Origin of the sequence: Vibrio sp. SCSIO 43135 (assembly GCF_023716665.1) — a bacterium.
GTDB classification, from domain to species: domain Bacteria; phylum Pseudomonadota; class Gammaproteobacteria; order Enterobacterales; family Vibrionaceae; genus Vibrio; species Vibrio paucivorans.
Genome location: NZ_CP071860.1, coordinates 152,250 through 177,286 on the forward strand (window position 1 = coordinate 152,250; position 25,037 = coordinate 177,286).

Sequence of the window (25,037 nt, forward strand, 5' to 3'; positions counted from 1 at the left end):
TATCAAGCCCTCGTCCACTTCAGTGTTCGAGGGCTTTTTATTATGGAACTCAAACGGATAGCCATCAAAATCAATTTCGTTCAGCGTTGCGAAATTGCTCAATATCGACAATAGTGTAGGTTCAACCTAGACACAATTTGTTACAGGGCACTTATGGCAAATAAAAAAGTGTTGGTGCTGTACGCGCACCCTTCACAGCATCGCTCGGAAGTGAACAAATCCTTGTTCAACGCGGCGCAATCCATCGACAATGTCACCACAGTGGATCTCTACGCTGAATATCCTACTTTCAACATCAATATCGACCGCGAACAACAACGCTTGGTTGACCATGATGTCATCATTTTTCAGTTCCCACTTTACTGGTATTCGACCCCGGCGATTCTCAAAGAGTGGCAGGATTTGGTATTGGAATACGGTTTTGCGTATGGCACCGATGGAAATGCTCTCGAAGGCAAAGTTTTCTTCTGTTCGGCAACCGCTGGTGGCAAAGAGGAAGCGTATCAATCGAAAGGCTATAACCATTTCACCATTCGAGAGTTGCTGCATCCATTAGAGCAAACGGCATCGTTAACGGGTATGCGTTACCTTGCACCTTTCGCCTTGTTTGGTTCTCGTACCGCGCTAGAAGAAAACCGAATCGGCGAGCATGTTGAAAAGTGGGGGCAGCTACTTACGGCATTAGTGGAAGACAGAGTCGATCTTAAAAAAGCCAGTAAAGTTGAAAAGCTGACACATTACTTGGATGAACTGATTTCAGGGAGAGAATGATGACAGGTGTATTTCTACAAGCCTTTATCTACCTTGTGGCGGCTGTTATAGCGGTGCCGATCGCTAAGCGGCTTGGATTGGGTTCTGTACTAGGGTATTTGATCGCTGGGGTGGTGATTGGCCCAATCATTGGCTTAGTCGGGGAAGAAACGACAACTATTCAGCACTTTGCCGAGTTCGGTGTAGTGATGATGCTCTTTTTGGTTGGTTTGGAACTCGAACCTAAAATGCTGTGGGCGATGCGAAATCGTCTAATGGGACTCGGGGGAATTCAAGTCGCTGGGACCACTGCTGCTGTTATGGCTATTGGTTTGGCATTTGGTTTAGTGTGGAATTTAGCGCTGACCATTGGCCTCATCTTTGCGCTGTCATCTACGGCTATCGTACTGCAGACCTTTAATGAAAAAGGACTGAGCAAAACTGAAGGGGGGAAAAATGCTTTTTCGGTCTTGCTGTTCCAAGATATCGCAGTGATCCCAATGCTGGCATTCATACCATTACTAGCAATGCCGGAACTGATTGAACAAGCTCAATCTGCTGCAGCAAGTGCCGCGGATCATCATGAAGAATTGAGCTTAGTAGCAGGGCTTCCTGGTTGGGCTTATGGCTTAGTGATTATTGCATCGATTGCTATTGTCGTTGTAGGTGGACACTACCTAAGCCGCCCATTGTTCCGTTTTGTTGCGAGCTCTGGTTTGCGTGAAATCTTCACAGCCACAGCACTGATGCTAGTGGTTGGTATTGCGGCGCTAATGAGCCTAGTTGGGCTTTCTCCCGCACTCGGCACGTTCTTAGCTGGTGTGGTGCTCGCAAACAGTGAATTTAGGCATGAGCTTGAGTCGAATATCGATCCGTTCAAAGGTCTACTGCTCGGCTTGTTCTTCATTACCGTGGGGGCAGGCATCAATTTCTCAATTCTGTTCGGCGAGTTCTTCTTAATTATCGGCCTAACCATAGGCGTGATGCTGTTGAAAGGCTTGGTGCTATACCTATTGGGAATGGCATTCAAAATCAAAGGTAGCGATCGTTGGTTGTTTGCGTTGAGCCTAGCGCAAGCCGGTGAATTTGGTTTTGTACTGTTGAGCTTTACCGTACAGAACCATGTACTACCTGTAGACATCGCACAAACCTTATCGCTGGTGGTTGCGTTATCGATGTTCCTCACCCCAGGCCTATTTATCTTGTTTGATAAGGTGATTTTGCCTCGATTTGAGGAAACCTCTAACGATAGAGAGACTGACGTCATTGATGAACAAGGCTCTGTGATCATTGTGGGCATCGGCCGATTCGGCCAAATCGTCAATCGCTTGCTGGTATCGAACGGGATAAAAACGGTGGTATTGGATCATCAAGCCAATCAGGTTGATGTGGTGCGTCGAGTCGGTACCCAAGCCTACTTCGGTGACGCGACGCGGCCAGATCTGCTGCACACGGCTGGTATCGAGCATGCCAAAGCGATTGTCATCGCACTTGATAACAAAGAAAGCAGCGTTGAGTTGGTGAAGTACGTGAAACATACCTACCCGAACGTGAGTGTGATAGCGCGAGCATTCGACCGTGGTCATGGTTATCTATTACGCCAAGCGGGCGCCGATATAATTGAATCTGAAACCTACCATTCATCGTTGGAGATTGGGGGGCATGCCATGAAAGTCATGGGGTTACACCCTTTCTATGTAGAACAGCAGAAATCGACCTATAAACGTGTTGAAGAGAAGAAATCAGACTTGCTTTATGCGGCTTGGGAAGATGATGCAGAAGGGGAGCGTTTCGATAATAATTATCGCCAACTCTTTATTCATCTTGAGCAACATATGGCCGAGCAGATGAGTAAAGACCGCAGCGATAAGCACGCGCTTTCTGAGCGTGGTTGGACGCCGCCGCCGAAAGGCTATGCCGACGACTTCGATGAAGAGAACGTACAACCTATATCGAAATAAGCGGAGAAAGTTATCCTCGAATGAGCGCGAGGTCTAAGTAGAACGGTGGGTGATTGCCCGCCGTTTTTTCTTTAGATAACTAGGGTCTGTTGATCTTTCGCGGTTAAATTTTGTTCGAGATAAAATCGTTTTAGGCTAGGCGGAGACTGTGTAGCCTAGTCATTCTAAGCAAATAGTCTTCAACAAAGCATAAAACGATTTTAACCGAACCCTTCGGGCAGCCTTTGTGGTTCATTTCTACTGCGTTATCGGCTTCTCATGTAGGCTAGCTACACATCAAAGCCTCTGTCTTGTATAAATTTCCTACAAAGTGCTGCAAAAATCAGCTCGAAAGGTCAACAGACCCTATAGTTTAATCATGTTAAATAATTGTATTTTCTTTTTATTTTAATGCTCTATGATGGCCTAAGTTCTTTCGCATTTTGAATAAAAGGTTTCCAATTGTCTGAATGGTTTACCACACCAGCATTGATCGCCATGCTGCTGATATTTGTTGGCTCGTTTGTGCAAACTGCCATTGGTTTTGGACTGGCAATTGTCGCTGCGCCTTTATTGTTCTTGATATCTCCTGATTACGTACCTGCTCCCATTTGCTTGGTCGCTCTGTTTATTTCTGTTCTCAATGCTCTAAAGCACCGCGCGAATGTATCCATAGGCGGATTAAAAATGGCGCTTATCGGCCGCATACCGGGCTCTATAGCTGGTGGTGTACTGCTTGTAATGGTGTCTACCGAGATGTTGGCTCTTTGGCTTGGGCTCCTAGTGCTATTTGCTGTCGGGGTAAGCCTGTTGCCTTTTAGGATTGAGCCTACCCCTGCACGCATGGGCGTCGCGGGCTTTTTCTCTGGCTTTTTTGGTACTAGTTCTGCTATCGGTGGCCCACCAATGGCTTTGTTGCTTCAACATCAAGATGCAAATCAACTAAGAGGCAATTTATCTGCTTTTTTCGTATTCAGCTCAATCATTTCATTGGTTATTCAGATGCCCGCTGGTTTTCTAAACTGGCACCATGTCTGGATTACCACACCTTTGATTCCAGCTTCGTGGCTTGGCTACAAGCTCGCTATGCTAACCACTCAATCTCTGCCAAAAGAAAAGATCCGTATAGGGGCATTACTACTATGCAGCGTGAGCGGCTTGACGGCGGTATGGCAAGGGGCTGCGCAATTTTTTGGCTAGTTCATCTCACTAGAGTTGCAGCCACGTTTAGGATGTTGGGCCAGTGTATACGGATTGAGTTTGGTTCATCTTGAGTTAAGGAAAGATAATGATAATGGAAGTGGCTATCTTGGATGTAAAACCATCTCAAGAAGAACAGTTTGAACGCGCTTTTGCAAAGGCGCAGGCAATAATTTCAAGCATGAAAGGTTACGTTAACCATCAGTTACAGCGCTGTGTTGAACAGCCAAATCGCTATATATTGTTGGTCAATTGGGAAACGTTAGAAGACCATACCGAAGGTTTTCGAGGCTCAAAACCTTACCAAGAGTGGAAGGAATTATTGCATCATTTTTATGACCCATTTCCAACGGTCGAGCACTATACTCAGGTAGAACTGGGCTAAGCGTTTCAGCCGATGGTGAATGGGTTAAAACAGGAGTAACCATGCGCACGATTGGTAATATTATTTGGTTTTTGTTTGGCGGCGTCTTTATGGGGCTGATGTGGTGGTTCTTCGGACTATTAGCTTTCATTAGCATCATCGGTATCCCGTGGGGAAGAGCGTGCTTTGTGATGGGGAACTTCTCCTTCTTCCCGTTTGGGCAAGAGGCCGTATCGCGCGATGAACTGACAAAAGAGATGGACATAGGCACCAGTCCATTTGGGTTAGTCGGTAACGTAGTGTGGTTTGTCTTTGCGGGCCTGTGGTTGGCAATTGGTCATATTCTTTCTGCCGTTGCGTGTTTTATTACCATCATTGGTATTCCATTTGCGCTGCAGCATTTGAAACTCGCGGTTATCTCGTTGGCGCCAATCGGCAAGACCATAGTGTCAAAAGAAGAAGCGGCGATGGCTAGGTATTCTTCGCTGCGTTAACTACCGGGAAAAATTTACTCTGAAAGCGAAAGCACTGGTTTCGACCAGTGCTTTTTTATTGCTTCTGACATTTGATAGGTTATCTATGTTTTAATAATTACTATCAATTTGGACAGAGTGACCAAAATGGACATTGAGACCAATCAGAAAATGGATAAGAACCGACTATTACTTTGGCTTGCCAGCCTCGCGTTTGTCGCTATCGTCGCCGTATTGGGTACAGTTGGTTGGCAAAATCACCAAGATAGTATGGCTGCTAACCAACGCATCAAAGCGGAATCTGCACTTCTTAACATTCAGTCTGGCGATATTGGCCAAGGCGTGCTTGCACTCAGTGACATTGTTGATGCTCAAGCCGCTGATCTTGAGCCGTTCGAGACCGTGTTTCAGTACTGGTTGCCGCGCTTGGTTGATAGGCAAGAGGGTTTGCGAGGGTTAGAACCTAATATTATCTATCGCGATCAAGAGCGCTATTTCTATATGACAGAGCAAGCAAGCTTAGTCCCTCTTTCGATCGAGCATGTTCTAGCTTATGTCCATAATGATTCCGCCACGGAGTTGTACATATTGAGTACATCAGGCTCAAACAGCTGGCAAATGTCCATTTACAGTACCGAGAATGGCGAGGTATTAGCGCAATATCCGGTGGATGGCTTCGCCCGTTTTGGCCAGTCGCTGATATCCATTGAAGGCTCGGACCATGTATTGCTGTCTGCTTACCCTGAAAACAACGCTATTGAAGTGGGGAGAGCTAGCTTATTTGCCGTTGAGCAATCTGGGCTTAAGCCAATCTTTACCGAGCAAAACGGCAATGATAAAGCCATGTATGTATCGGAGTATTGCGACAGTGTATTGGTCGAGACTTCTAAAGGTGCTCAGGTTCACTACTTTAATGACGACTATCTTCAACAAGAACAAGCTGCGGTTGAAACACTTGATTTCTTTGATATGACCACTTCGGAAAAGCTGACCGAAGAAAGGCTTCGCCGTGACCTTTCTGCTCAGATCGATCAGCAGGGTAAGATCTTAGTTAAGGAACAACAAGGCTTTACGCTATACAACGGTAAAGCAGAGCGCGCAGGCACATGGACGCTCGATGACTTGAGTAATTGGTGTTACTCCGAGCAAGATGTCGAGTCGTTGAGTTTCCCGCTCACTCAACCAGAATCGGCGCTGTGGGGGATGCACCCATATCAAGTCGATTTGCCTGAAATTGCTTCGTTTGACCCTGAAAATACGCCGGTTTATGAACTGACAGATAGCTCTAAGAGTGCCGGTATCGATGTGTCGGAATGGGGTGATAAAGTCTATCGCCGAGTCGTGGAAGCGCTGCGTTATGATTTAGCGAATGATTCACCATGGAAAGAACATGTGGAGCGATTAGCTGAATCACAAACCCTAGCTTTTTATCAGGCTGAAAAAGGTGTTTTGATGAAGGGCATGTCAGAGAAAGGCGATATATGGCTTGAAAATACCTTCTGCTTGCTCGATACCGATGGTTTGATCATCAAACGCTGTACTACGGAAAAAACAGCATCTGCATGGGGAGGTAACGAGTTTTTGTCCAGCTCGGGGCGTTACCTAGTGAGCATTGAAAGTGGGTCCGATGGCGATGTAGTTAACTTGTTGAATACAAGAACACTCGACACACTTTCAACGAAAGAAAACTTACCGATGTACCTGACTTCTTCGGCCTCAGTTGGGCTCAGTGATGAAGAAACCCAATTGGAAGTCTTCGATGAAGAACACTTGGATGTTTATCGAAAGGTGGCGAATCGATTAGAGCTGCGCAGTCGAATTTCACTCGACCTATTTTATACCGATTACGAGGTGGACGACTTTAGTGAAGGCTTTAAAAACCGTCCGAAATCGGTCGTATTTGTTGGAGAAGATAAGCTGCTTTACCGATATAGCGACGACGATATTCGCTTGAAAGACATCGAGTCAGGCACCATCTTGTGGCAGAGCAACGTCGGAGAATTGGCGTACTCAGAAGAACCGTTTTATTTTGAAGTCGAGCCAACCACAGACGTATTTGCACTGTATACCAGTGAAGGTGCTCAATTGTTTCAATTGGGTACAGGATACCCGCTGAGTGAGTTTGTTTATTATCTTGATTTGGAAGATCAGCTGGCAGTGATGTCGGATATTGTTGGTTATGTGCCTCTCGAAGTCTTCTTCGACCAAGAGCACCGGTTAAATCTACGTTGGGGTAATACCCACTTTTACCGCCTTGCACCATCTGGGTTTGAGTATGGTCAAAGTATTCTAAAGCAAGCTCGGAAAGGTCAGTGAGCTACTCTCTGCAACGGATGTAAAAATTCCCCAGCCTAATTGGGGCTGGGGTGAGTTACCCAATCGCACTCAGGTAAAAGGAAAAGACGGTTAGAAGCTCCAGCCCACTCTAGTAATTAGATGGGTTATTTGACCGCTTTCTGAATCGACAAGATTGGTTTCTGCGCCAATGGTCAGCAGCAATCCATTCCCACCGAAATCAAAGTTATGCATGTAACCTGCGCCGAGCGATAAAGCGCGGTCGTTGTGTTTTGTGCCTGTATAATCGGTAGAACGGTAGTCGGCTAATCCACCGAGTACATATAACTTAGACGCCTCATTGATGCCGAAGTTTGCTCCAGCAGTGTAAGTTGTTAGCTTTGGAGTTCTGCTGGTTCTATAACCCTGGAACTCTGTGTTTTGAACGCTTGCCATCGGTTTCCATGTCCCTTGTGGTGCGAGCTCTCCTGCACTGAAACCGATGTTTCTTCTCATGTCTGTATCAAACGTCGTTGCGAGTGAAAAACCTAGCGCTGCAAAGTATTGAGCTTCTTTTGTGTCCGATGTGTTTGAGCTGTCTGCAAAAGTAAAGCTGCTCACAGAAAGCAGAACTAAGGCGCACAGGGCGGTAAATAGGTTGATGGTTTTCTTCATATTCATCTAGGAATCTCGTTGAGCCCTTGTCGTATTCTTAATCTCAGCCAATTCCTTCTTCGCATAACGTTTATTGAAGAAGTGCAAGAAGAGCCAGCCAATAACTTGGCCGGCTCTCTTGCTGATTGGCTTGTATCATTATCATCGTCTAGGTATTAGCCGATGCAGAAAGTATAAGGAATTGGGCCTTTTGCTCGCCAATGAATATCGGTGATAGCGGACTTAACGTTTAGTTATATCTGAACAGGCAGAACGCCTGATAGTGTGGTTATCGTTTGTCGACGATAGACTTAATCAATCGAATCAACCACTGGATAGTGGCTTCATTACGGTACTTACTTTGGAAATAGGCAAATACATCGGGCTCTATCGAGTAGTCGTCGAGTAGCACGTCAACTCGTCGGAGCTGAGGGAAGTTGTCGAGGCTAAAGAAGCGTGAAGCGGGGAACAGCAAATCAGTTTTGCTGACGACATCAGCGATGGCTGATGGCAATTCAGAACGAAAGCCAATTTTGACTTCGATTCCTCGCTGCTTCATCAATTTGTCGGCGATGGTTTGGTGTGAATTCCAATCTGCGACAATTATTGATGCAATAGAGTATTCAAAGCCGGGCTTGATATTAATGGTATCTTCTTGATGAGGGTGATCTTTGCGCAAGTACATCTTGAGACTGTCTTGCGTCACTTTTCGACAAGCAAGTTTTTTAGGGGCATGCGGAATGTCGTAGTTCACCGCTAGGTTGATTTCATCGTTGACGAGTTCATCGATGGTCGATTTAGACCAGCTAAGTAGATGGACGTCAACATTAGGCGCTTCGGCAAGAATCGCATTGTATAATTCGGCGGATATGGAACTGAGAATAAACGGTGATAGGGCGACTTTAATAGTGCCACTCAACTGCGCTGGATCGAACTCGTGTGAATTATTGAGCGCCAGTGACAAGGTATCTAATATCGGAGAAACTGTATCTGCTAGTTGGTCAGCAAATGGTGTTGGGTCGATGCCATACTGAGTGCGGACAAACATTTCGTCATTAAAATGGTCGCGTAAACGCTGCACCGCTTTACTGATGGCTGGCTGAGAAATACATAGCCGCTCTGCGGCGCGGCGCATGTTCTTTTCTTGGTAGAGCACCACAAATGTTCTGAGTAAGTTCAGATCTAAGGTGTTGTACAGATCTTTAGACATTTGTGGTTCCTTTCTCTATGCCGGTTTGTGGCTGTAATGGAAGATAGCCAGTGAAGTCGGCTCAACCAATACTTGCTTATCATCAATGGTCTTGTGCAGCTCGTGTGAGTCGGTATTGCAGACCATCTTCCACTGCTGACCTTGCTCTGTTGGCAGTGTAAAGCGAGCTGGTGCATTGGTTTGGTTAATACAGTACAGCAACTCATTGCCTTGCTTATCAATACCTAAGTGCAACGCGACGGAGCTCAAGCGATTCCAATCTTCGTGCTCCATCAGTCTGCCATCGATTCGTCGCCAAAAAATACGGTTGTTGTTACGCTTTTCACCGCTGAAGGCTTTGATAAACGGTACCATGTACTCTTGGCGTGCCGAAACCATCTCCGCCAGCCATGTCTTGAACGCTTGTTTACTGTCGGTTGGTTGCCAATTGAGCCAGCTTATTTCGTTGTCTTGGCAATAGGCGTTGTTGTTGCCATTTTGCGTGTGAGATAACACATCAGCGGTCAAAATATGGGGAATACCGAAAGCAAACAGCAAGCTTGCCATGAAGTTACGTTTTTGTTTTTCACGCAGTTCGTTGATAACTGGGTTATCGGTTGGCCCTTCCACGCCATAGTTATCTGAGCGGTTGTCCCCGTGTCCGTCTCGGTTTTGCTCTCCGTTTGCTTCGTTGTGTTTATGTTTATACGAAACAAGGTCTTGTAGCGTGTAACCGTCATGATAGGTGATGTAATTGACCGTTAGTTTGAATGGCCAGTTTGCTGCACTGTATAAGTCACGGGAGCCCATAATACGAGTTGCGAACTCTTTCAGGTAACCTTGGTCACCACGCCAAAAGCTGCGGGAAATATCACGTAGGCGATCATTACATTCGTTCCAACCGAAAGGAAAGTTCCCCACTTGATAGCCGTTCGGGCCGATATCCCAAGGTTCAGCAATCAACTTTATGTCTTTTAGAATTGGGTCTTGAGCAATAGCGCGGAAGAACGCTGCGTCTTGGGAGAAGTGATCACCATTTCGCCCAAGGGTCGCTGCTAAATCAAATCTAAAACCATCAATGTGGTATTCAGATACCCAGTAACGCAGGGTATCCATAACCAGATTAAGGGCTGGCTGATAGCTTAAGTCTACCGTGTTGCCACAGCCAGTGTAGTTGGCAAAATGCTTGTCGTGCTTGAGATAAAAACGTTCATCGAGCGCTTTTAAGTTGAAAACTGGCCCATCACTGCCACTTTCCGCTGTGTGGTTGTACACCACATCTAGGATGACTTCTATGCCATTTTTGTGCAGTTCACGAATAGCGGTTTTCAACTCGGTGACAGCATCTTGTTCAGCGTAGCGCGGGTCGGGAGCCATAAATAGATAAGGGTTATAACCCCAGTAGTTGACCTTATCCATGTTGAGAAGGTGAGGCTCGTGCATGCATGCGGCAACAGGTAGAAGCTGGATGGTGTTAATCTTCTGCTGTTTATAGAAGTCCAGCATCGGCTTTGAGATTAGACCTAGATATGTACCTTGTTGGTCTTGCTCAACATCTGGACATAGCTTGGTAAGGCCTTTGACATGCGTTTCAAATAGGATGGTTTCTTCGCGTGGTATTCTTGGTTGGCTGGAATCTTGCCAATCAAAACTATCGTCAACCACAACGCATTTAGGTAGCTCAAAGCTAGCTTTTGAATTAAAGGGCGGTTGATAGTGAAGTGCGCTTTCCAGTGATTTAGCGTAAGGATCTGAGATAAGCTGAGATTCGCCCTCCACCTTCACAATGTAGCCGTACTTTTGACCAGCGCTGATGCCTTCAATAAAAGTATGCTTCACACCCGCGTAATCATTATCGATGTCATAGGCTGTGTACTGCCCTTGCTGGTCGAAAATGGCGAGTTGGAGTTGGCTTACATTCGGCGCGTAGATAGAAAAATTGCAGCCACTGTCTGTCAATGTGGCTCCGAGAGGATATGGGCGTGAAGACTGGGTCATCTTTTTAGGTTCTTTTTATTCAGATTACGTTTTCTGGGATGAACTGTTAGTAAAAGACTTTGTCCAACAATGGTCAAGCACCCTAATAATAAATTTTCGATGTAATTTTATTTCATTTATATGATGGATTTATCAAAAAACTTGAGCGCCTTGGCATTTTGTTCTGCTTATTTTGATCGGACAGCTATCTCCTCCCCCTCAATTTTGTGATCGAGCCAATTTAAACGGCGTACTGTATTTTTTCTCATCCTTTCTCATCCCCCCTAAATTAGTTTGGGGTGGAGGAAGTCAACCTATTACTCCCTAGGTAATCTAGCCACAGTTGAAACAAATCGGGAATACGTTCCCAGCTTACCTCATTACTGAGTGATACCCATTTCTGCCTTTTGGGTCTGACTGAGACGAGATAAGAAATATAAGAAACCCTAAATGGAGTTAATAATGAAAAAAGTAAGTGTAATTGCTGCTGCAGTGGCTGCGACTTTAGCTGCTGGTTCAGCGTTCGCAGTTGATTTTAACGGTTATATGCGTGCTGGCACTGGTATCAGTGGTAATGATGGTGGCGATGTTTCATTCATGAAGAATGGTATTGGTCGTCTAGGTAACGAAAACGACAACTACTCTGAGTTTGGTCTTGCAGAAGAGCTAAAAACTGGTGAGCAAACTTGGCGTCTAGAGTCAATGATCGCATCTGGTGCTGACGGTGCGAACGGTTGGGAAGACGGCGAGTTCAACGTTGCTCAGTTTGCAGTAAAAGCAACTGGCGTACTTGAGTTCGATAAGGATGCGACACTTTGGGCTGGTAAGACTTACTACCAACGTAAAGATATCCACATCACTGACTTCTACTTCCTAAACACGTCTGGTACTGGTGGTGGTATTGAGAACATTTCTGTAGGTGATCAAAAACTATCTCTAGCGCTGATTCAAGATGGCGAAGATGAAAACGGTGCGGGTTACATTGCAGATGCACGTCTAGCAAACATCGGCCTTTGGGAAGACGCTTCTCTAGAACTTGCTCTTGCGTACAACTTCTCAACAGAGAACAAGAATGGCCAATACGACGGTGATGACGGTCTTCTTGCGACAGGTATCATCCACCAAAACATGAGTAACGGTTTCAACCAAACTGTTGTTCAGCTTGGTACTGCAGGATACGGTATCCAAATGGCTAACTTCTGGGGCGCAGGTTCGTACTACGATCGCTCTGGTGACCAAAATGATGGTTTCGGTTACCGTATCATCAACTGGGGTGTAATGAACCTAAGCGAGTCTTGGGAGATGGGTCACCAGTTAGCATACCTAGCAGGTTCTGACCTAGGCACAGCTAAATACGATTCTAGCCAATACTCTGTAGTTGCTCGTCCAATGTACAAGTGGAACGACACAATGCGCACAGTATTCGAGGCTGGCTACAACGCTGGTGAAGTAGATAACGTAGACTTCGGTGGTGCTAAGTTCACAGTTGCTCAGTCTTGGGCAATGGGTGACAGCTTCTGGGCTCGTCCTGAAATCCGCGTATACGGTAGCTACCTAATGGATCTAGAAGGCGATAGCTTCGGTCAAGTTACAGATGCAGATGGTAACGTGACTGCTATTGGTGCTGACAACGACTTCGTTGTTGGTATCCAAGTAGAAGCTTGGTGGTAATAGACCTATAACTGTCCTAAAAGTCTAAAGTCCTGTTAAGATAGCCGACATTTAGTCGGCTATTTTTTTAAACGCTCGTGCGAGCATTTAAAAAAATAATAAGAAGGAAAAGGTATGTATTTTCGTGCACTAATGTTAAGTGGGTGCGTTGCACTTGCTGGTTGTCAGTCCCCTCAAGTAATCGTTGAGCAGAACGCGGTAGAAAGTGCCCAGGTAGTTAGTTCACTGTCCGCGCTTCAAAGTACGAAGATGAAGTTGCCAAGTAATGTTTTGGTCGATATCACCCCGAGTACTCAAAATCTTAAGTACGGACAAATTAATGGTCCTGTCGCTGCTTTTGAAATCCCTGCGAACCGAGGTGAGTTAGAAATTACCATTACTAGCCACATCAAAGATTCAGTTTTCTTCCCATCTGCGATTATCGTAGATAAGAATGGTAAAGAGCTGGAGTCTTACGAGGGTAGCGATTTTGAATACAAGAAACCACGCTTACACCTAGGTAACCGAATTGTTGCAGAGAAAGACTTTTATCCACCAAATGGAGAAGAGTCGGTATACCTTATCGTTTACAGTAAGCCTTCAGATTTGAACGGTACAACGGATGTGATTCACCCAGCACGACTGGATGCAGAAGGTCGCGGTAATTATCTGCCTGAAGTAAAAGATATCCCGATTCCACATGCGAATGTAGGTCGAATCGAAATCGATATTGAAGGCGCTGGCCGAATGATAATTGGTACAGATAATAGCACCAAAGAACCTTACAAGAAGGCGCCTGTAGATGCGCAGCCTGAAACCCAAAGCTATTATCACAATGCAATTAAAAAAGCCGTAGAAGCGGATGACTTACCAAAAGCATTGAGCCTGTTAGATGAAGCTAAAGCACTCAATATTGAAGGTGCACAAGAAGTGTTTGTAAAAGCTGTCAATAGTAAGAAATAGCGATTCTATTACAGTGATGAAAATTCAAAAGCCAGTCGAGTATTCGACTGGCTTTTTGCTATTTAAAAGGTCTTAATTTAGGAAAAGCGCCTACACCACTTAGCCTTTAATAAGTTCCAAATACATAGCGCACAGCGGCTTAAACACTAATGGTATATACGCGCTCTGAGCATCGACAATAAGTGAGTAACGTTGTCCGCTTAAACGGTCCAGTACGGTGTGTCGACCGTTTGACAAGTGCCAATCCTCGATAAGGCTCTTTGGTATATGAAGCTCAACATCTTGTGAGTCGTGGCTAGAAAAATTACACGCCAAGATAAGGGTTTGCTGCTCACAGGAACGAGCAAACGCATAGAGCTTATTTCTCAGCCTGCCAAAGTGTTGGTGGTTTTCGGCGTATAAATCGTGATAGCGCCCCAATAGAGCTGGACTGTTCTGAGCTAAGTTGAGTAAAGCACTATAGAATTGACGTAGCTGGACTTCTTGTGGCGTTAATTGACCACCATCGAACTTGCCCTTGTTCATCCAACGTTGATGGTGAGGAACGCCGATATAATCAAATATTGAGGTACGAGAAGGTTGACCAAAACCGGCATCCTCTGCGCCGGATTCCCCGACTTCCTGACCGAAGTAAATCATAGTTGGGGACGATGATAAGCAAGTTGAAACCAACATCGCCGGGATAGCTTTTTCCGCGCTGCCTGCAAATTCAGGAGACGCAATCCGCTGCTCATCGTGGTTGTCTAAAAAATGCAGCATGTGATGTTCAATGTCACGGAGCTGGTATTCAATTCGGCCAATATCAGCAGTTGTACCGTGCCCTTGCATTATGGCTTTTAACGTATCGTATAGGTCAACTTTGTCATATAAGTAGTCCATTTTACCAAGGTGAATATAGTCTCGGTATAAATCAGGCTGGTACACCTCTGCCATAAGAAAAGCATCCGGGTTAACGTGTTTTATCCAGCTGTTTAAGTAGCTCCAAAATTCGACCGGGACCATTTCCGCCATGTCGTAGCGAAATCCATCAACACCTTTCTCTAACCAAAATAACGCAATGTCGCGAAACTTAATCCAAGAATCTGGCACGCTTTTGGTCTGCCAAAAACTAAAATGTTCCTGATGGTTCTTGTGCTCATAACCTTCGGGTAGTTCGTCAAAGTCCTTTGTGCCATCAGGGCGAATACCATAATTCACCTTAACTGTTTCATACCAGTCGTCGAAGTCGGGTTTAGCTTTACGCGAACCATTACCCGTCCACTTTGCTGGCAACTCAAGGTATGGAGTATCGAGCGTAGGGTGAGACTCGCCACCTAGCGGAAGGTAGGCCTTAGGGATATCCGGTGCTTCAAAGCGCCGCTTCGGAATGTAGTAGAAATTGTTGTCGCGATGGTATTCCAGTGAGGTGTCATCGGTTTGGCCAAAATCCCGTGTGCCCTGCGGGTTACTCAACCCACAATAATTGCGTGCTACATGGTTTGGAACAATATCGATGATCACTTTCATTCCGGTTTGGTGTGTTCTCTCGATTAACTGCACGAATTCTTTATTTCTATTTCGTGGATCAGTGGCTAAATCAGGGTTCACCGAGTAATAGTCTTTAACCGCATAAGGGGAGCCAGCACGACCTTTTACAACACTTGGGTGATCATGACTGATGCGAAATTGACTGTAATCTCCCACTAAAGCGTGGTGAAGCACTCCGGTATACCAGATATGAGTTACGCCAAGACGTTTTATCTCTTGTAAGGCCAGCGGGGTAAAGTCGTTAAATTTTCCAACGCCGTTTTCTTCGATAGTTCCCCAAGGTTTATTTGTGGTATTGGTGTTGCCAAACAAGCGAGTAAAAACTTGATAAATATTGTGTTTCTCTTTTTGCATAACGAATGTACTAAGTCGAAGATGTGTCTCTACTTAGCCTAAAATAAGGCGAGTAGAAAAGGCTCATCCTTGAGGGAAGTTTTTCGAGGAAAAGGGGAGTAGTGGTGATTAACATTGATATATGTGAACAAAGTCAGTTGGAGCACAAAAAAAGCCGCTTGCTGCGGCTTTTACTTTCAAGTGAACCTAGGCTTGCCCTATTTTGGGCTTAGTCTCTGTCTTGGTCGAAGTCACCGTGGAAATGATCATGATCCGAGACGCTATCAGCGGCTTTGATCTTGGTTCCGATTCGGTGCTTTTCATGATGTGAGTCATGTGCGCTCAAGGCTCTCGCCATGGCGACTGGGTCTTGCTGCTTTTCAGGGAATAGTGGCTCACTAAATGCGTAGTAGGTTGTTACGTACGCCAATGCCTGAGTGTTCACATACAGCGCGGTTTGGCTCACATTGTTCAAATCGTCGCACGCTTGATGGTAGCATTTGTCGTATGCGACATCGATATCACCACCAAACTGTGACACTTCTTCTGCCGTTTTGACTTTTTCAGCTCCGGTGAACAGCCCGCCGAATGCCACTCCCCAATCTGCAAAACCAGCATAATCAGAGCGCTTAGATAGCGCCTGAGGAACGGTAGCTTCAGATTTCTCACTAAAGAACTGATTGAAGACGGCTTCTATATCTGAGGTACCAAATGGAGGTTCGAAATCGCCCGTATAAGCATTGTCGGGGCTATCTTTCGTATCAGATAGGTCACCATCCATTACCCCGTAGATATAGTTTGGCGAGCCAATCATGTCAAAGTTGAGATATAGCTTAATGTTATTGAGTTCGTTGTATCGTGCTTCAACCAAATCAACTTGCTCTGGGGTTAATTGGCTTGGGTCTTCAAGTTCCAACTCAGCAAGGATCTCGGTTTGAGCTTGTGTATAAAGTGGCGCGAACAGGTCGTTCGTGTAGTATTCCGATCCAACTAAGCCTGCTTCTTCAGCTGCCCACCATGCAAAACGAACTTTGTTTTTCACTGGTGCTTTTAAGTTGGCAAGGGTTACTGCATATTCAAGTAACCCAGCCGTACCTGAGCCATTGTCGTTGATACCAGGGCCTTCTGGGACAGAATCTAGGTGAGCCCCAAGCATGACGACTTGATCATCATTGCCTCCTTTTGTTTCTGCCAAGATATTTTGAGTGAGTACCACTTCGTCTTGAACGGAAACGTTTAATGAGACAGGAATGAACGTGGATTGACTGTTCTGGTACCACTGCTCACCCAATGCGAATCGTGCGCCAAGCGCTGGGATGGTTGCACTGCTGTCACTACCTAAGGTGCCATTCACAACTGCGGTTCGCCCTTCACCGTTGCCTTGGTTAAAGATGATAACCCCCTTTGCTCCCGCATCTTGAGCATTGACCACTTTGGCGTTAAAAGTACACCCTCCGCGCTGAATAGCGGCGATTTTTCCAGCCACTTCTTTGCCTTCGAAATCTGATGCTTCGCAGCCATCAGTACTGTCGTAGTCGGGAGAATCAAAACGAAAGTCGGGTGTAATAAACACGATTTCACCAGATAGTTGACCGTTAGAGCTGCCGGAATAAGACATGACGGCGAAGTCAGGTTCAATGCCTTCACTCGCGTTACGTACCCCAACCAATTCAATGCCGTCCACAGTCAGTGTGGTACCCGCTAACTCTTCCCAAGCCCTGAAATCAAATTCTTGAGTAGATACAAGATAGCCATGCTGCTTCATAACATCGATGATGTATTCAAGAGATTGTTTGTACCCCTCAGTACCTGCTGCGCGAGTAACTGATGCGCCATCGGATGTTTTTGATGCGCGAGCCTCTAGCTCTTCTAAGTGTTCGACAACTTCTTCGCGGTCTATTTTACTACTGACGTATTTAGCGGCTTTTTCTGGATCGTCCCAGTAACACCCTGTTAATAGCGTGGAACTGATTAAAGTCGCGAGGATTGTTTTTGTTGTTGTAATGCTTACTTGCATGTGTGACTCCTTGTATTAAATAAGCCAATACATACTTGTCGAAATGCAAAGTCATGAATATGTGACGTGCGAAAATTCTGCGTAATTAGGAAGTGAAATCATATAACTTTAGCCTGTTATTTTTGTCACTTACATTTTCTTAATACAGCAACTCACGATTTCAACAGGAAGCTATAACTAATTGATTAATAATGGTTAAAGTGGAAAGTATCAATAAATAAAAAAGCCACGCAATGCGTGGCTTTTTCTCATAACGAATCGTGCTAGCGAAAGCTATGAATATTAATTGGATTTGGCTTAGAAGCCTTTGATGTTCTCAGCTTCTAGCTCTGTGAAGTATTTAACTGTCTTCACTTTTAGCTCTTGAGTTGCAGGCTCATCACACACAATCACTGATTTAGGGTGAAGTTGTAGAGCAGACACTGTCCATAGGTGGTTCACACTGCCTTCAACTGCAGCTTCAAGTGCTAGCGCTTTGTTATGGCCAGTAACAAGAATCATGATCTCTTCTGAGTCTAGTAGAGTACCAACACCGATAGTTAACGCGTACTTTGGTACTTGGCTGATGTCGCCATCGAAGAAGCGAGAATTCGCGATACGAGTGTCTTCAGTCAGCGTTTTGATACGAGTGCGTGAAGAAAGCGAAGATGCAGGCTCGTTGAATGCGATATGACCGTCGTTACCAACACCACCCATGAATAGGTTGATCTTGCCGTAAGACTTGATTTTGTCTTCGTAACGTTTGCACTCAACTTCGTTGTTCTCTGCATTGCCATCTAGAAGGTTGATGTTCTCTTCTTGGATATCAATGTGATTGAAGAAGTTAGTGTACATGAACGTACGGTATGACTCAGGGTGGTCCGCTGGAATACCAATGTACTCATCCATGTTAAATGTCACTACATGCTTAAAGCTTACTTCGCCAGCTTTGTGCAGTTCGATAAGTGCTTTGTAAGTTGCTAGAGGTGTACCGCCAGTAGGTAGACCAAGAACGAATGGACGATCTGCAGTTGGTTTGAAATCGTTGATGCGTTTAACGATGTGCGCTGCTGCCCACTTACCTACTTGTGCTGCTTGATTTAACGGGATAAGTCTCATTTTTTGCCCCTAAGTATTGGATTTTTATGATGCTCTGAAACATTAATTCGCATTATAAAATAAGTTTTTGCGATCCGCCATTGTTTTAGGTCAATTTTTCACTTTTTGTTGTGAGAATATCCAGCCGTCACCGCTTTATAAGGTATTTATTGCTGTTTATTTGCTCGATTATTGCTGTGCGTGATGGCCTAAGGGGAATAAATTTATATGAGAAATTAAGCGCTATTTGACGCAGCTCAACTCTTGCCGTGGCGTCGATATCATTCGTCACCCATACTGATATTGTTGGCAAAGAAGAAGGAGGCGGAGCAATGAAAAATCAATTGGATCCGACCAAAGTCCTACATGCTTATGAGCGTGTAATGGAAAGAGGGACACCAACCGAATACGGTAAGATCTATGATGGCGTAGAAGCGTTTTCTGATTACGACGGTTATAACCTGTATCTACGGGGCAATGGGGTAGAGCTGAAAGTCGGTTTTCACAATACTTACCACTTAGAATACGATCAGGAACATCTGCGTGACAGTTTCCTTAAGAAAGTTGCGCAGCTATCTAAATAGCCGGCAATAAAAAAACAAGCCCCAGACCCTAGTTCTATATCTGGGTATCGGGGCTTGCTATGTTAATCGTCTTCTAATACTGGTTCAGCTTCGTAGTCATCGTTAGTTTCGATAGCAGAACGCTTACAACCATTTAGCGTGTGGAAACGCTTACGACCACGTGCCAGTTGGATGTATTTTAGCCAAACACGTTCTAGCTTGGTTTTGGCTTTATGTGGATGACTAAGCACTTTTAGAAAATGCTTTTCTTCCGCATTTTCTGGTGTGATGTCGCCCATTTCTAGGGCAAACATGGTGTCACCATAAAGTGTTAGGATTTCTTCTTCCGCAAGAGTAAAATCGCCAGACTTAGCAAAGCCACGTGGGAACTTTGTGTTGTCGTAGAATCGTTTCTTGCCATGGCGGAATTCAGTGTCGGACATATCAACCTCAGTGTATGACGCTATTGTAGGTAGTGTAATTTTTAAGGCGAAGTTATTGGTAAATCGCACAAATGAAAATCAAATTATTTTTGTGGTTTCGATTAATCTTGCTGATTAATATTTCATCAATATTGCAGAGAGCAACAAATGGACGTAAAAGTCTTTAGAACCTTTCTTGAAGTCGCAAAAGCCAAGCATTTTGGACGCGCCGCAGAAAACCTCTACATCACTCAGGCAGCCGTCAGTGCGCGCATTAAACAACTCGAAAGTTACTTTGATACTCAATTGTTTACTCGTGATAGAAACAACATCAAATTGACCTCTTCTGGGGAGCGTTTGATCAGTTATGCGGAAGTCATGGTATCGACGCTGCAACAAGCAAAGCTAGAGCTATCGTTAGAAAGTGGTAAGGCTTTACAGCTGACACTTGGCGGTACGCCTAATATTTGGGATGCGTACTTACAGAACTGTTTGAGTGTTGTGACAGATTCATTTGGTGGTTACGGCTTTATGGCTGAAGTGATGGGGCGAGAGCAGCTCAATCGTCAACTTCTTGAACGTACCTTGGATATGGCGTTTGCGTTCGACCAAATAAAAGCGGAAGAACTGCATTGCAAAAAAGTCGCGGATTTAGTGTTGGTATTGGTGTCGACTCAAGAGGATTGTGTCGATACCGTGTTTGATTCTAAATACGTGTATGTGGATTGGGGAACGCGCTTTGCTTCCGAGCATGCAGATCGCCATCCAAAAGTACCAGCACCGTACCTACGAACCTCAACGGCACGTATCGCACTCGATTTTATTCTAGAGAAGGGAGGAAGTGCGTACTTACCTGTCTCACTGGTTGAGCCATTTATCAATTCAGGGCAACTGTTTAATGTCACTGGGGTCAAAGAATGGCAAAGGCCAATTTATCTCAGCTACCGTAAAAATAGCTCTTCAGTTGAAGCGATTACTCAAGTGGAAGAACTGGTTAAAGATATTGATCCGCTTACAGCATATTCTCTGCAGCAAGCAGGTGAAGTCGCGTCTGATTAGCAATAAATGAACTGTCCATCCTCATCGATTGCGGATGAGGATGGAAAACTAACCTCTACAAATTCATTAAGCTTTCCAGAGATTCATCAATGGTATTGAAGTGATAAGAGTGGATGTTTGAGCCATCGCTGGCATCGATTTTTATCGCGGAGATTTCATCGCTATGATTGTTCTCGATGACCCCTAGTGAGTGTTCGACAGAGTCGCAGGTGATTTCCATGTGGTTGCGAAGCACAATTACGCATCTTTCCAGATCCATAGCCAATTCCTTGTAGCAGACGTTGTAGATTTTTTTGTTTGTTGTGTTTTTTTCTCTATAACTTTAGTTTATCCCCAAAATAATGCCAGATTGGTTCCAAAATCATCGTTTCCATTATCGTTTTTTTATTTAAGCATATTGGTTGGGGCCGTGATTACAGCTTGAGATTCATAGTGTTACAAGTGAGGTATAGGGGACTGGCTTGCAGAAAATTATTTCTGACTTTATGTGGCTTGGGTAAGGTAGAGTTCCGAAAGTGGCTAAAACACCGTAATCTGTGTAGTAAGATAGCTCTATTGGAAGATGATGCTTAAGGGTGAAAAAATGGGAGAGACCAGCGCAGTGCTATGCCCGTCGCAATGTCAAAAAGCGCGTATGGCTCGCGATGTCCGCTACGATGGCCGCTTTTACGTTGCAGTGAAAACAACTGGTATATTCTGCCGCCCTATTTGCCCGGCTAATTTGCCTAAAGAAGAGAACGTCGAGTATTTCTCCAACCAAGCTCAAGCACTGCAAGCAGGCTATCGACCTTGTTTACGTTGTCGTCCAGACAGTGCGCCTAGCTCTTGGGCGTGGAAAGGCGTTGAAACGACGTTTGCCAGAGCGGTAACCCTAATAGAAGAAGGCGCACTTCAGAATGGCACACTCGCCATGTTGGCTGAGAGGCTTGGGATCACTGATCGTTATCTTCGTCAGTTATTTCAATCTCACTTGGGTATGTCGCCTAAGCAGTATGCTCAGTATCATCAGTTGATGTTTGCAAAACAACTGCTGCATTCCAGTGTGATGAAGGTGGGGGATATCGCTTTTGCGTGCGGGTTTAATAGCGTTAGGCGGTTCAACGATGCGTTTCAAAAGCATCTTAAGCTAACCCCAAGCCAAGTACGTAAAACAGATAGTCAACTAAGTTCGTCTAATTCAATCTGTTTAGCAGTGCGTGCGCCTTTTAATTGGCACCAAATGCTCGCGTTTTATCGGCTGAGAGCCGTGGAAGGGATTGAGCAGGTAACGGATACCAGCTACCAAAGGTCTTTTGTCTTAAATGGCAGTAAAGGTTGGTTTCAGGCCGAATTGCAGGGCGAAACCTTAAAGGTAGAGTTTGAATTAGAGGATATCCGTCAGTTGCGCAATTTAGTGGTTCAACTGCGGCGCATGTTTGACTTAGATGCAGACAGTGCGTTGATTGAACGCCAACTGCGAGAATTAGATGCCAATATTGTGTTGCATTCAGGCCTTAGAATTCCAGGAGTGTGGGATTGTTGGGAGGCAGGCGTGAGAGCCATATTAGGTCAGCAGGTTTCAATTAAAGCCGCTATCGGTCAGTTGAACTTATTGGTGCAGACACTGTGCCCAAATCATAAAGCGTTTCCGACTCCAGAGATGGTGATGGCGGCTGATCTCAGTTTTTTGCGCATGCCAAATAGCCGCAAAGAAACACTTCAACGGTTTGCTCTCTATATGAACGACAATAGAGATGCCGACCCGAATGAGTGGCTGGCCATCAAAGGAATCGGCCCTTGGACGGTGAATTATGCACGCCTTCGAGGTCAGTCCCAGCCTGATTGTTTCTTAGATTCTGACTTAGTTGTGAAGAAAGCGCTGCAACGCTTTCCTAAGTTGAGTAAAGCATCGGTTGCTCCCTGGGGCAGCTATGCGACCTTCCATTGTTGGAGTCATTTCTAATGAATTACTACACTGAATATCAAAGCCCTATGGGATGCGTGACTGTGCAAGCTAACGAGCAAGGCTTATTGGGAGTCTGGTTCGAAATTCACACCACAAAACCGGAACAATTAGGGCAAAGAGATGAGAGTTTTCCTATACTTAGCCAAGCTGTTGCACAGCTAGATGAGTACTTCTCGGGAAGCAGAAAGCAATTTGAGTTACCGCTTGCTGCGAAAGGGACAGATTTCCAGATGAAGGTATGGCAAGCGCTAACCACTATTCCTTACGGAGAGGTATGGAGCTACCAAGATCTGGCTAATGCAATTGGTAACCCTAAAGCCGTACGAGCGGTTGGTTTAGCCAATGGTAAGAACCCAATATCGGTAGTGGTACCCTGCCATCGAGTGATAGGCAAGTCTGGTAAACTGACCGGATACGCCGGTGGCGTTGAACGTAAAGCGGCTTTGCTAAAATTAGAAGGGTATACCAGGTAAATAAAGAGGGCAGCTATGGTGAAAGGATTCATCTTTGCAGTGCTGGTATTGATGTTACAAGGGTGCGATCGAGAAAAACTTGAAAGGATCGCAGATGCAGACACGTATGAATTCTCAGGGCTGTATACCAATCAGTACAATCAAGACACGCTGACATTTAAAGATGGCTACGTTAGTTTCGAAACTCGCGGGGTATTAGTGAGTAGAAGCTATCGAGTGGACGATGGGCATGTGCTGATCAAGTTCGCCAATAACTCCAAGGAAAAGCGTGAAGATCTCGTTATGCGTATTCATGGTAATGGAGAGCTTCTTACCTGCAGTGCTTGTGCTAAGTACAATATGATGAATATTTGGGTTAAGGAACTGTATATCTCAGAGTCACCTTGAACTTGAATCGGTGACGCCGCGCTTTGACGCCATTTGGGTACAACACTTGGTTTTAGCGTATAACCATTGGTTTTCGGGCATAAGAGTGCCGCAACTGAAGCGTTTCAGTTGCGGCATTCTTAGTTTAACTAACTAAACAGGTGTCCGTTCAGCATCATATGGACTGCGATACTGGCAGCATACCCCAAGCCGATAATAGGAGCCCACTTCAAATGGCCGAAGAAAGTGTACTTGCCATGCGCTGCTCCCATCAATGCTACCCCAGCCGCAGAGCCGATTGACAATAAGCTACCACCTACGCCTGCAGTTAGCGTTACCAATAGCCAGTTACCCATATCCATGGCAGGCTCCATGGTTAAAACGGCAAACATCACAGGGATGTTATCGACGATGGCCGACAGGATACCCACCATAACGTTAGCCCAGATCGGGTCCCATTGGGTGTACATGATCTCTGAAATTACACCTAAATAGCCAAGTAGGCTCAAGCCACCGACACACATCACCACGCCGTAGAAGAACAGTAATGTGTCCCACTCCGCGTGGGATACTCGGCGGAATACATCGAAAGGTACTACAGAGCCCAAGCGCTTCAGCGCGTGGTCGTCGCGATTAGCAATAGCGGCTGCTGCTTTTTTCGCTAAAGAGTGTTTAAGCGTACGGCGAAGGAAGAAGCCAAAGAACTGCAGATATGCAAGGCCCATCATCATCCCGATAACTGGTGGGAAGTGGAGAACGGCGTGGAACGCAACGGCAGTGGCAATGGTAAGAATGAACAAGCCGACAATGCGTCTCGCACCGCGTTTTAGCTCGACATGCTGGTGGATGGTGTCAGGTTTTTGGTTCGGAATGAACCATGACATGATCACTGCAGGCACAATGTAGTTCACCACAGACGGTAAAAATAGCGGCATGAACTCAGAGAATGAAACATGGCCTGCTTGCCAAACCATCAGAGTAGTAATATCACCAAAAGGACTGAACGCACCGCCTGCATTGGCGGCAATAACAATGTTGATACAGGCGAGGTTAATAAAGCGCGGGTTGTCGCCAGCCACTTTCATCACAACGGCACACATCAGTAATGCTGTCGTGAGGTTATCTGCGATAGGAGAGATGAAAAACGCGAGAATACCGGTGAGCCAAAATAAGGTTTTAAAGTTGAAGCCTTTGCCTGTCATCCACGCTTGCAGCGCATCGAACAGCCTTCGTTCTTCCATCGCACTGATGTACGTCATCGCAACCAGCAAGAATAATAACAGTTCAGCGTATTCGAGTAAGTTGTGTTCGAGCGCAGCCTTGGCTAAATCGATTTGACCGTGTTGCTGATATACGTAACCAATGATCGCCCATATGATTCCAGCTGCAAGCAAAACGGGCTTTGATTTTCGAAGTTGTAAGTATTCTTCAAGCATCACCAGGGTATAAGCACAACCAAAAATCAGTAGGCAGAGGTAGCCTATCCCTGATTGAGTCAGATCCAGATAACCCGATGTTGATTGCGAGGCGAATGCCTGTAGAGGGGAAAGTACGCCCAAAATGGCGAGTCCATAAAGCCCGATTTTCATTTGCTGCACTCCATTTGCTGCTAATGACTACCTATAGTAAAGAGTTCTACCTTTGCTTGGTGTGATACAGCTCGGAAATGGTTGATTAGACGCCACTTTTGTCACCATTTTGTAGCATGGGTGCTGCCGATTTATTACCGAAAGGTAGAGCCTGTGTACCGAGCTATATGGGCTTCTGGGGGTAGTATCACAAATTCCCGAATTGATTTGGCTAGGCAATTTTGTTCGGTAA

At 45.3% G+C, this 25,037-nt stretch carries 22 protein-coding genes; 13 read left to right on the forward strand and 9 right to left on the reverse strand.

The genetic code is table 11. From position 1 onward, the window contains the following. The first annotated feature begins 153 nt into the window (after positions 1-153). From J4N42_RS15100 to J4N42_RS15125, 6 genes are all read left to right on the forward strand, one after another. Positions 154-771, forward strand: coding sequence for an NAD(P)H-dependent oxidoreductase (locus tag J4N42_RS15100; RefSeq protein ID WP_252033055.1), 618 nt, complete (start codon positions 154-156; stop codon positions 769-771). Then, entirely contained in the window at positions 771-2,711 is a 1,941-nt protein-coding gene (locus tag J4N42_RS15105) for a monovalent cation:proton antiporter-2 (CPA2) family protein (RefSeq protein ID WP_252034160.1), read from the forward strand. The genes J4N42_RS15100 and J4N42_RS15105 overlap by 1 nt, the downstream gene beginning before the upstream one ends. Positions 2,712-3,188: 477 nt before the next feature. Then, positions 3,189-3,890 carry a sulfite exporter TauE/SafE family protein gene (locus J4N42_RS15110; RefSeq protein WP_252034162.1) on the forward strand — a complete coding sequence of 234 codons (702 nt, stop codon included), beginning with the start codon at positions 3,189-3,191 and terminating at the stop codon, positions 3,888-3,890. 88 nt (positions 3,891-3,978) lie between these two features. Beyond that, a complete protein-coding gene (locus J4N42_RS15115; protein WP_252033057.1) occupies positions 3,979-4,275 on the forward strand; it encodes an antibiotic biosynthesis monooxygenase family protein in 297 nt (98 codons plus the stop codon). Positions 4,276-4,316: 41 nt separating this feature from the next. Continuing rightward, positions 4,317-4,748 (forward strand): YccF domain-containing protein, encoded by a 432-nt coding sequence (locus J4N42_RS15120; RefSeq protein WP_252033059.1) that lies wholly within the window; start codon positions 4,317-4,319, stop codon positions 4,746-4,748. A 126-nt stretch (positions 4,749-4,874) separates the two neighbouring features. Next, a complete protein-coding gene (locus tag J4N42_RS15125) occupies positions 4,875-7,043 on the forward strand; it encodes a hypothetical protein (RefSeq protein WP_252033061.1) in 2,169 nt (722 codons plus the stop codon). A 90-nt stretch (positions 7,044-7,133) separates the two neighbouring features. Here J4N42_RS15125 and J4N42_RS15130 read toward each other — a convergent pair whose 3' ends face one another. From J4N42_RS15130 to glgX, 3 genes are all read right to left on the reverse strand, one after another. Then, positions 7,134-7,682 carry a hypothetical protein gene (locus J4N42_RS15130; protein WP_252033063.1) on the reverse strand — a complete coding sequence of 183 codons (549 nt, stop codon included), beginning with the start codon at positions 7,680-7,682 and terminating at the stop codon, positions 7,134-7,136. Between the two features lie 262 nt (positions 7,683-7,944). Next, the gene (locus J4N42_RS15135) at positions 7,945-8,865 is read right to left on the reverse strand and encodes a LysR family transcriptional regulator (protein ID WP_252033065.1); all 921 of its coding nucleotides are present in this window, start codon (positions 8,863-8,865) and stop codon (positions 7,945-7,947) included. Positions 8,866-8,880: 15 nt separating this feature from the next. Beyond that, positions 8,881-10,842, reverse strand: a complete 1,962-nt coding sequence (gene glgX, locus J4N42_RS15140) for a glycogen debranching protein GlgX (RefSeq protein ID WP_252033067.1) — start codon at positions 10,840-10,842, stop codon at positions 8,881-8,883. 441 nt (positions 10,843-11,283) lie between these two features. On the opposite strand from glgX, the gene lamB reads away from it, so the two are divergent. Together lamB and J4N42_RS15150 are read left to right on the forward strand one after the other, a co-directional pair. Beyond that, positions 11,284-12,492 (forward strand): maltoporin LamB, encoded by a 1,209-nt coding sequence (gene lamB / locus J4N42_RS15145; RefSeq protein WP_252033069.1) that lies wholly within the window; start codon positions 11,284-11,286, stop codon positions 12,490-12,492. 114 nt (positions 12,493-12,606) lie between these two features. Continuing rightward, positions 12,607-13,434 (forward strand): MalM family protein, encoded by an 828-nt coding sequence (locus tag J4N42_RS15150; RefSeq protein ID WP_252033071.1) that lies wholly within the window; start codon positions 12,607-12,609, stop codon positions 13,432-13,434. A 99-nt stretch (positions 13,435-13,533) separates the two neighbouring features. On the opposite strand, the gene J4N42_RS15155 is transcribed toward J4N42_RS15150, so the two are convergent. The 3 genes from J4N42_RS15155 to nagB all read right to left on the reverse strand — a co-directional run bounded on the left by J4N42_RS15155 (position 13,534) and on the right by nagB (position 18,409). After that, positions 13,534-15,315 carry an alpha-amylase family glycosyl hydrolase gene (locus J4N42_RS15155; protein WP_252033072.1) on the reverse strand — a complete coding sequence of 594 codons (1,782 nt, stop codon included), beginning with the start codon at positions 15,313-15,315 and terminating at the stop codon, positions 13,534-13,536. A 208-nt stretch (positions 15,316-15,523) separates the two neighbouring features. Continuing rightward, complete coding sequence (locus J4N42_RS15160; RefSeq protein WP_252033074.1) at positions 15,524-17,311, reverse strand: M28 family metallopeptidase; 1,788 nt, start codon at positions 17,309-17,311, stop codon at positions 15,524-15,526. A gap of 297 nt (positions 17,312-17,608) precedes the next feature. After that, entirely contained in the window at positions 17,609-18,409 is an 801-nt protein-coding gene (gene nagB, locus J4N42_RS15165) for a glucosamine-6-phosphate deaminase (protein WP_252033076.1), read from the reverse strand. Positions 18,410-18,720: 311 nt separating this feature from the next. Between nagB and J4N42_RS15170 the strand changes: the two genes are divergently transcribed. Then, positions 18,721-18,972: a DUF3081 domain-containing protein gene (locus J4N42_RS15170; protein ID WP_252033078.1), complete on the forward strand. Its 252-nt coding sequence runs from the start codon at positions 18,721-18,723 to the stop codon at positions 18,970-18,972. Positions 18,973-19,034: 62 nt separating this feature from the next. On the opposite strand, the gene J4N42_RS15175 is transcribed toward J4N42_RS15170, so the two are convergent. Next, positions 19,035-19,394 carry a MaoP family protein gene (locus tag J4N42_RS15175; RefSeq protein WP_252033080.1) on the reverse strand — a complete coding sequence of 120 codons (360 nt, stop codon included), beginning with the start codon at positions 19,392-19,394 and terminating at the stop codon, positions 19,035-19,037. A gap of 147 nt (positions 19,395-19,541) precedes the next feature. Here J4N42_RS15175 and J4N42_RS15180 point away from each other — a divergent pair, with 147 nt between their 5' ends. Continuing rightward, positions 19,542-20,432, forward strand: coding sequence for a LysR family transcriptional regulator (locus tag J4N42_RS15180; protein WP_252033082.1), 891 nt, complete (start codon positions 19,542-19,544; stop codon positions 20,430-20,432). Between the two features lie 55 nt (positions 20,433-20,487). Here the strand turns inward: J4N42_RS15180 and J4N42_RS15185 are convergent, their stop codons facing one another. After that, the gene (locus tag J4N42_RS15185; protein ID WP_252033084.1) at positions 20,488-20,691 is read right to left on the reverse strand and encodes a hypothetical protein; all 204 of its coding nucleotides are present in this window, start codon (positions 20,689-20,691) and stop codon (positions 20,488-20,490) included. A gap of 324 nt (positions 20,692-21,015) precedes the next feature. Between J4N42_RS15185 and J4N42_RS15190 the strand changes: the two genes are divergently transcribed. The 3 genes from J4N42_RS15190 to J4N42_RS15200 are packed head-to-tail and all read left to right on the forward strand — an operon-like array spanning position 21,016 to position 23,237. Next, entirely contained in the window at positions 21,016-22,374 is a 1,359-nt protein-coding gene (locus tag J4N42_RS15190) for a DNA-3-methyladenine glycosylase 2 family protein (protein WP_252033086.1), read from the forward strand. Next, entirely contained in the window at positions 22,374-22,850 is a 477-nt protein-coding gene (locus J4N42_RS15195) for a methylated-DNA--[protein]-cysteine S-methyltransferase (protein ID WP_252033088.1), read from the forward strand. The genes J4N42_RS15190 and J4N42_RS15195 overlap by 1 nt, the downstream gene beginning before the upstream one ends. A 15-nt stretch (positions 22,851-22,865) precedes the next feature. Then, on the forward strand, positions 22,866-23,237 hold the full coding sequence (locus J4N42_RS15200; RefSeq protein WP_252033090.1) for a hypothetical protein: 372 nt from the start codon (positions 22,866-22,868) through the stop codon (positions 23,235-23,237). A 128-nt stretch (positions 23,238-23,365) separates the two neighbouring features. On the opposite strand, the gene nhaD is transcribed toward J4N42_RS15200, so the two are convergent. Further along, positions 23,366-24,805, reverse strand: a complete 1,440-nt coding sequence (gene nhaD / locus J4N42_RS15205; RefSeq protein WP_252033092.1) for a sodium:proton antiporter NhaD — start codon at positions 24,803-24,805, stop codon at positions 23,366-23,368. Positions 24,806-25,037 lie beyond the last annotated feature (232 nt).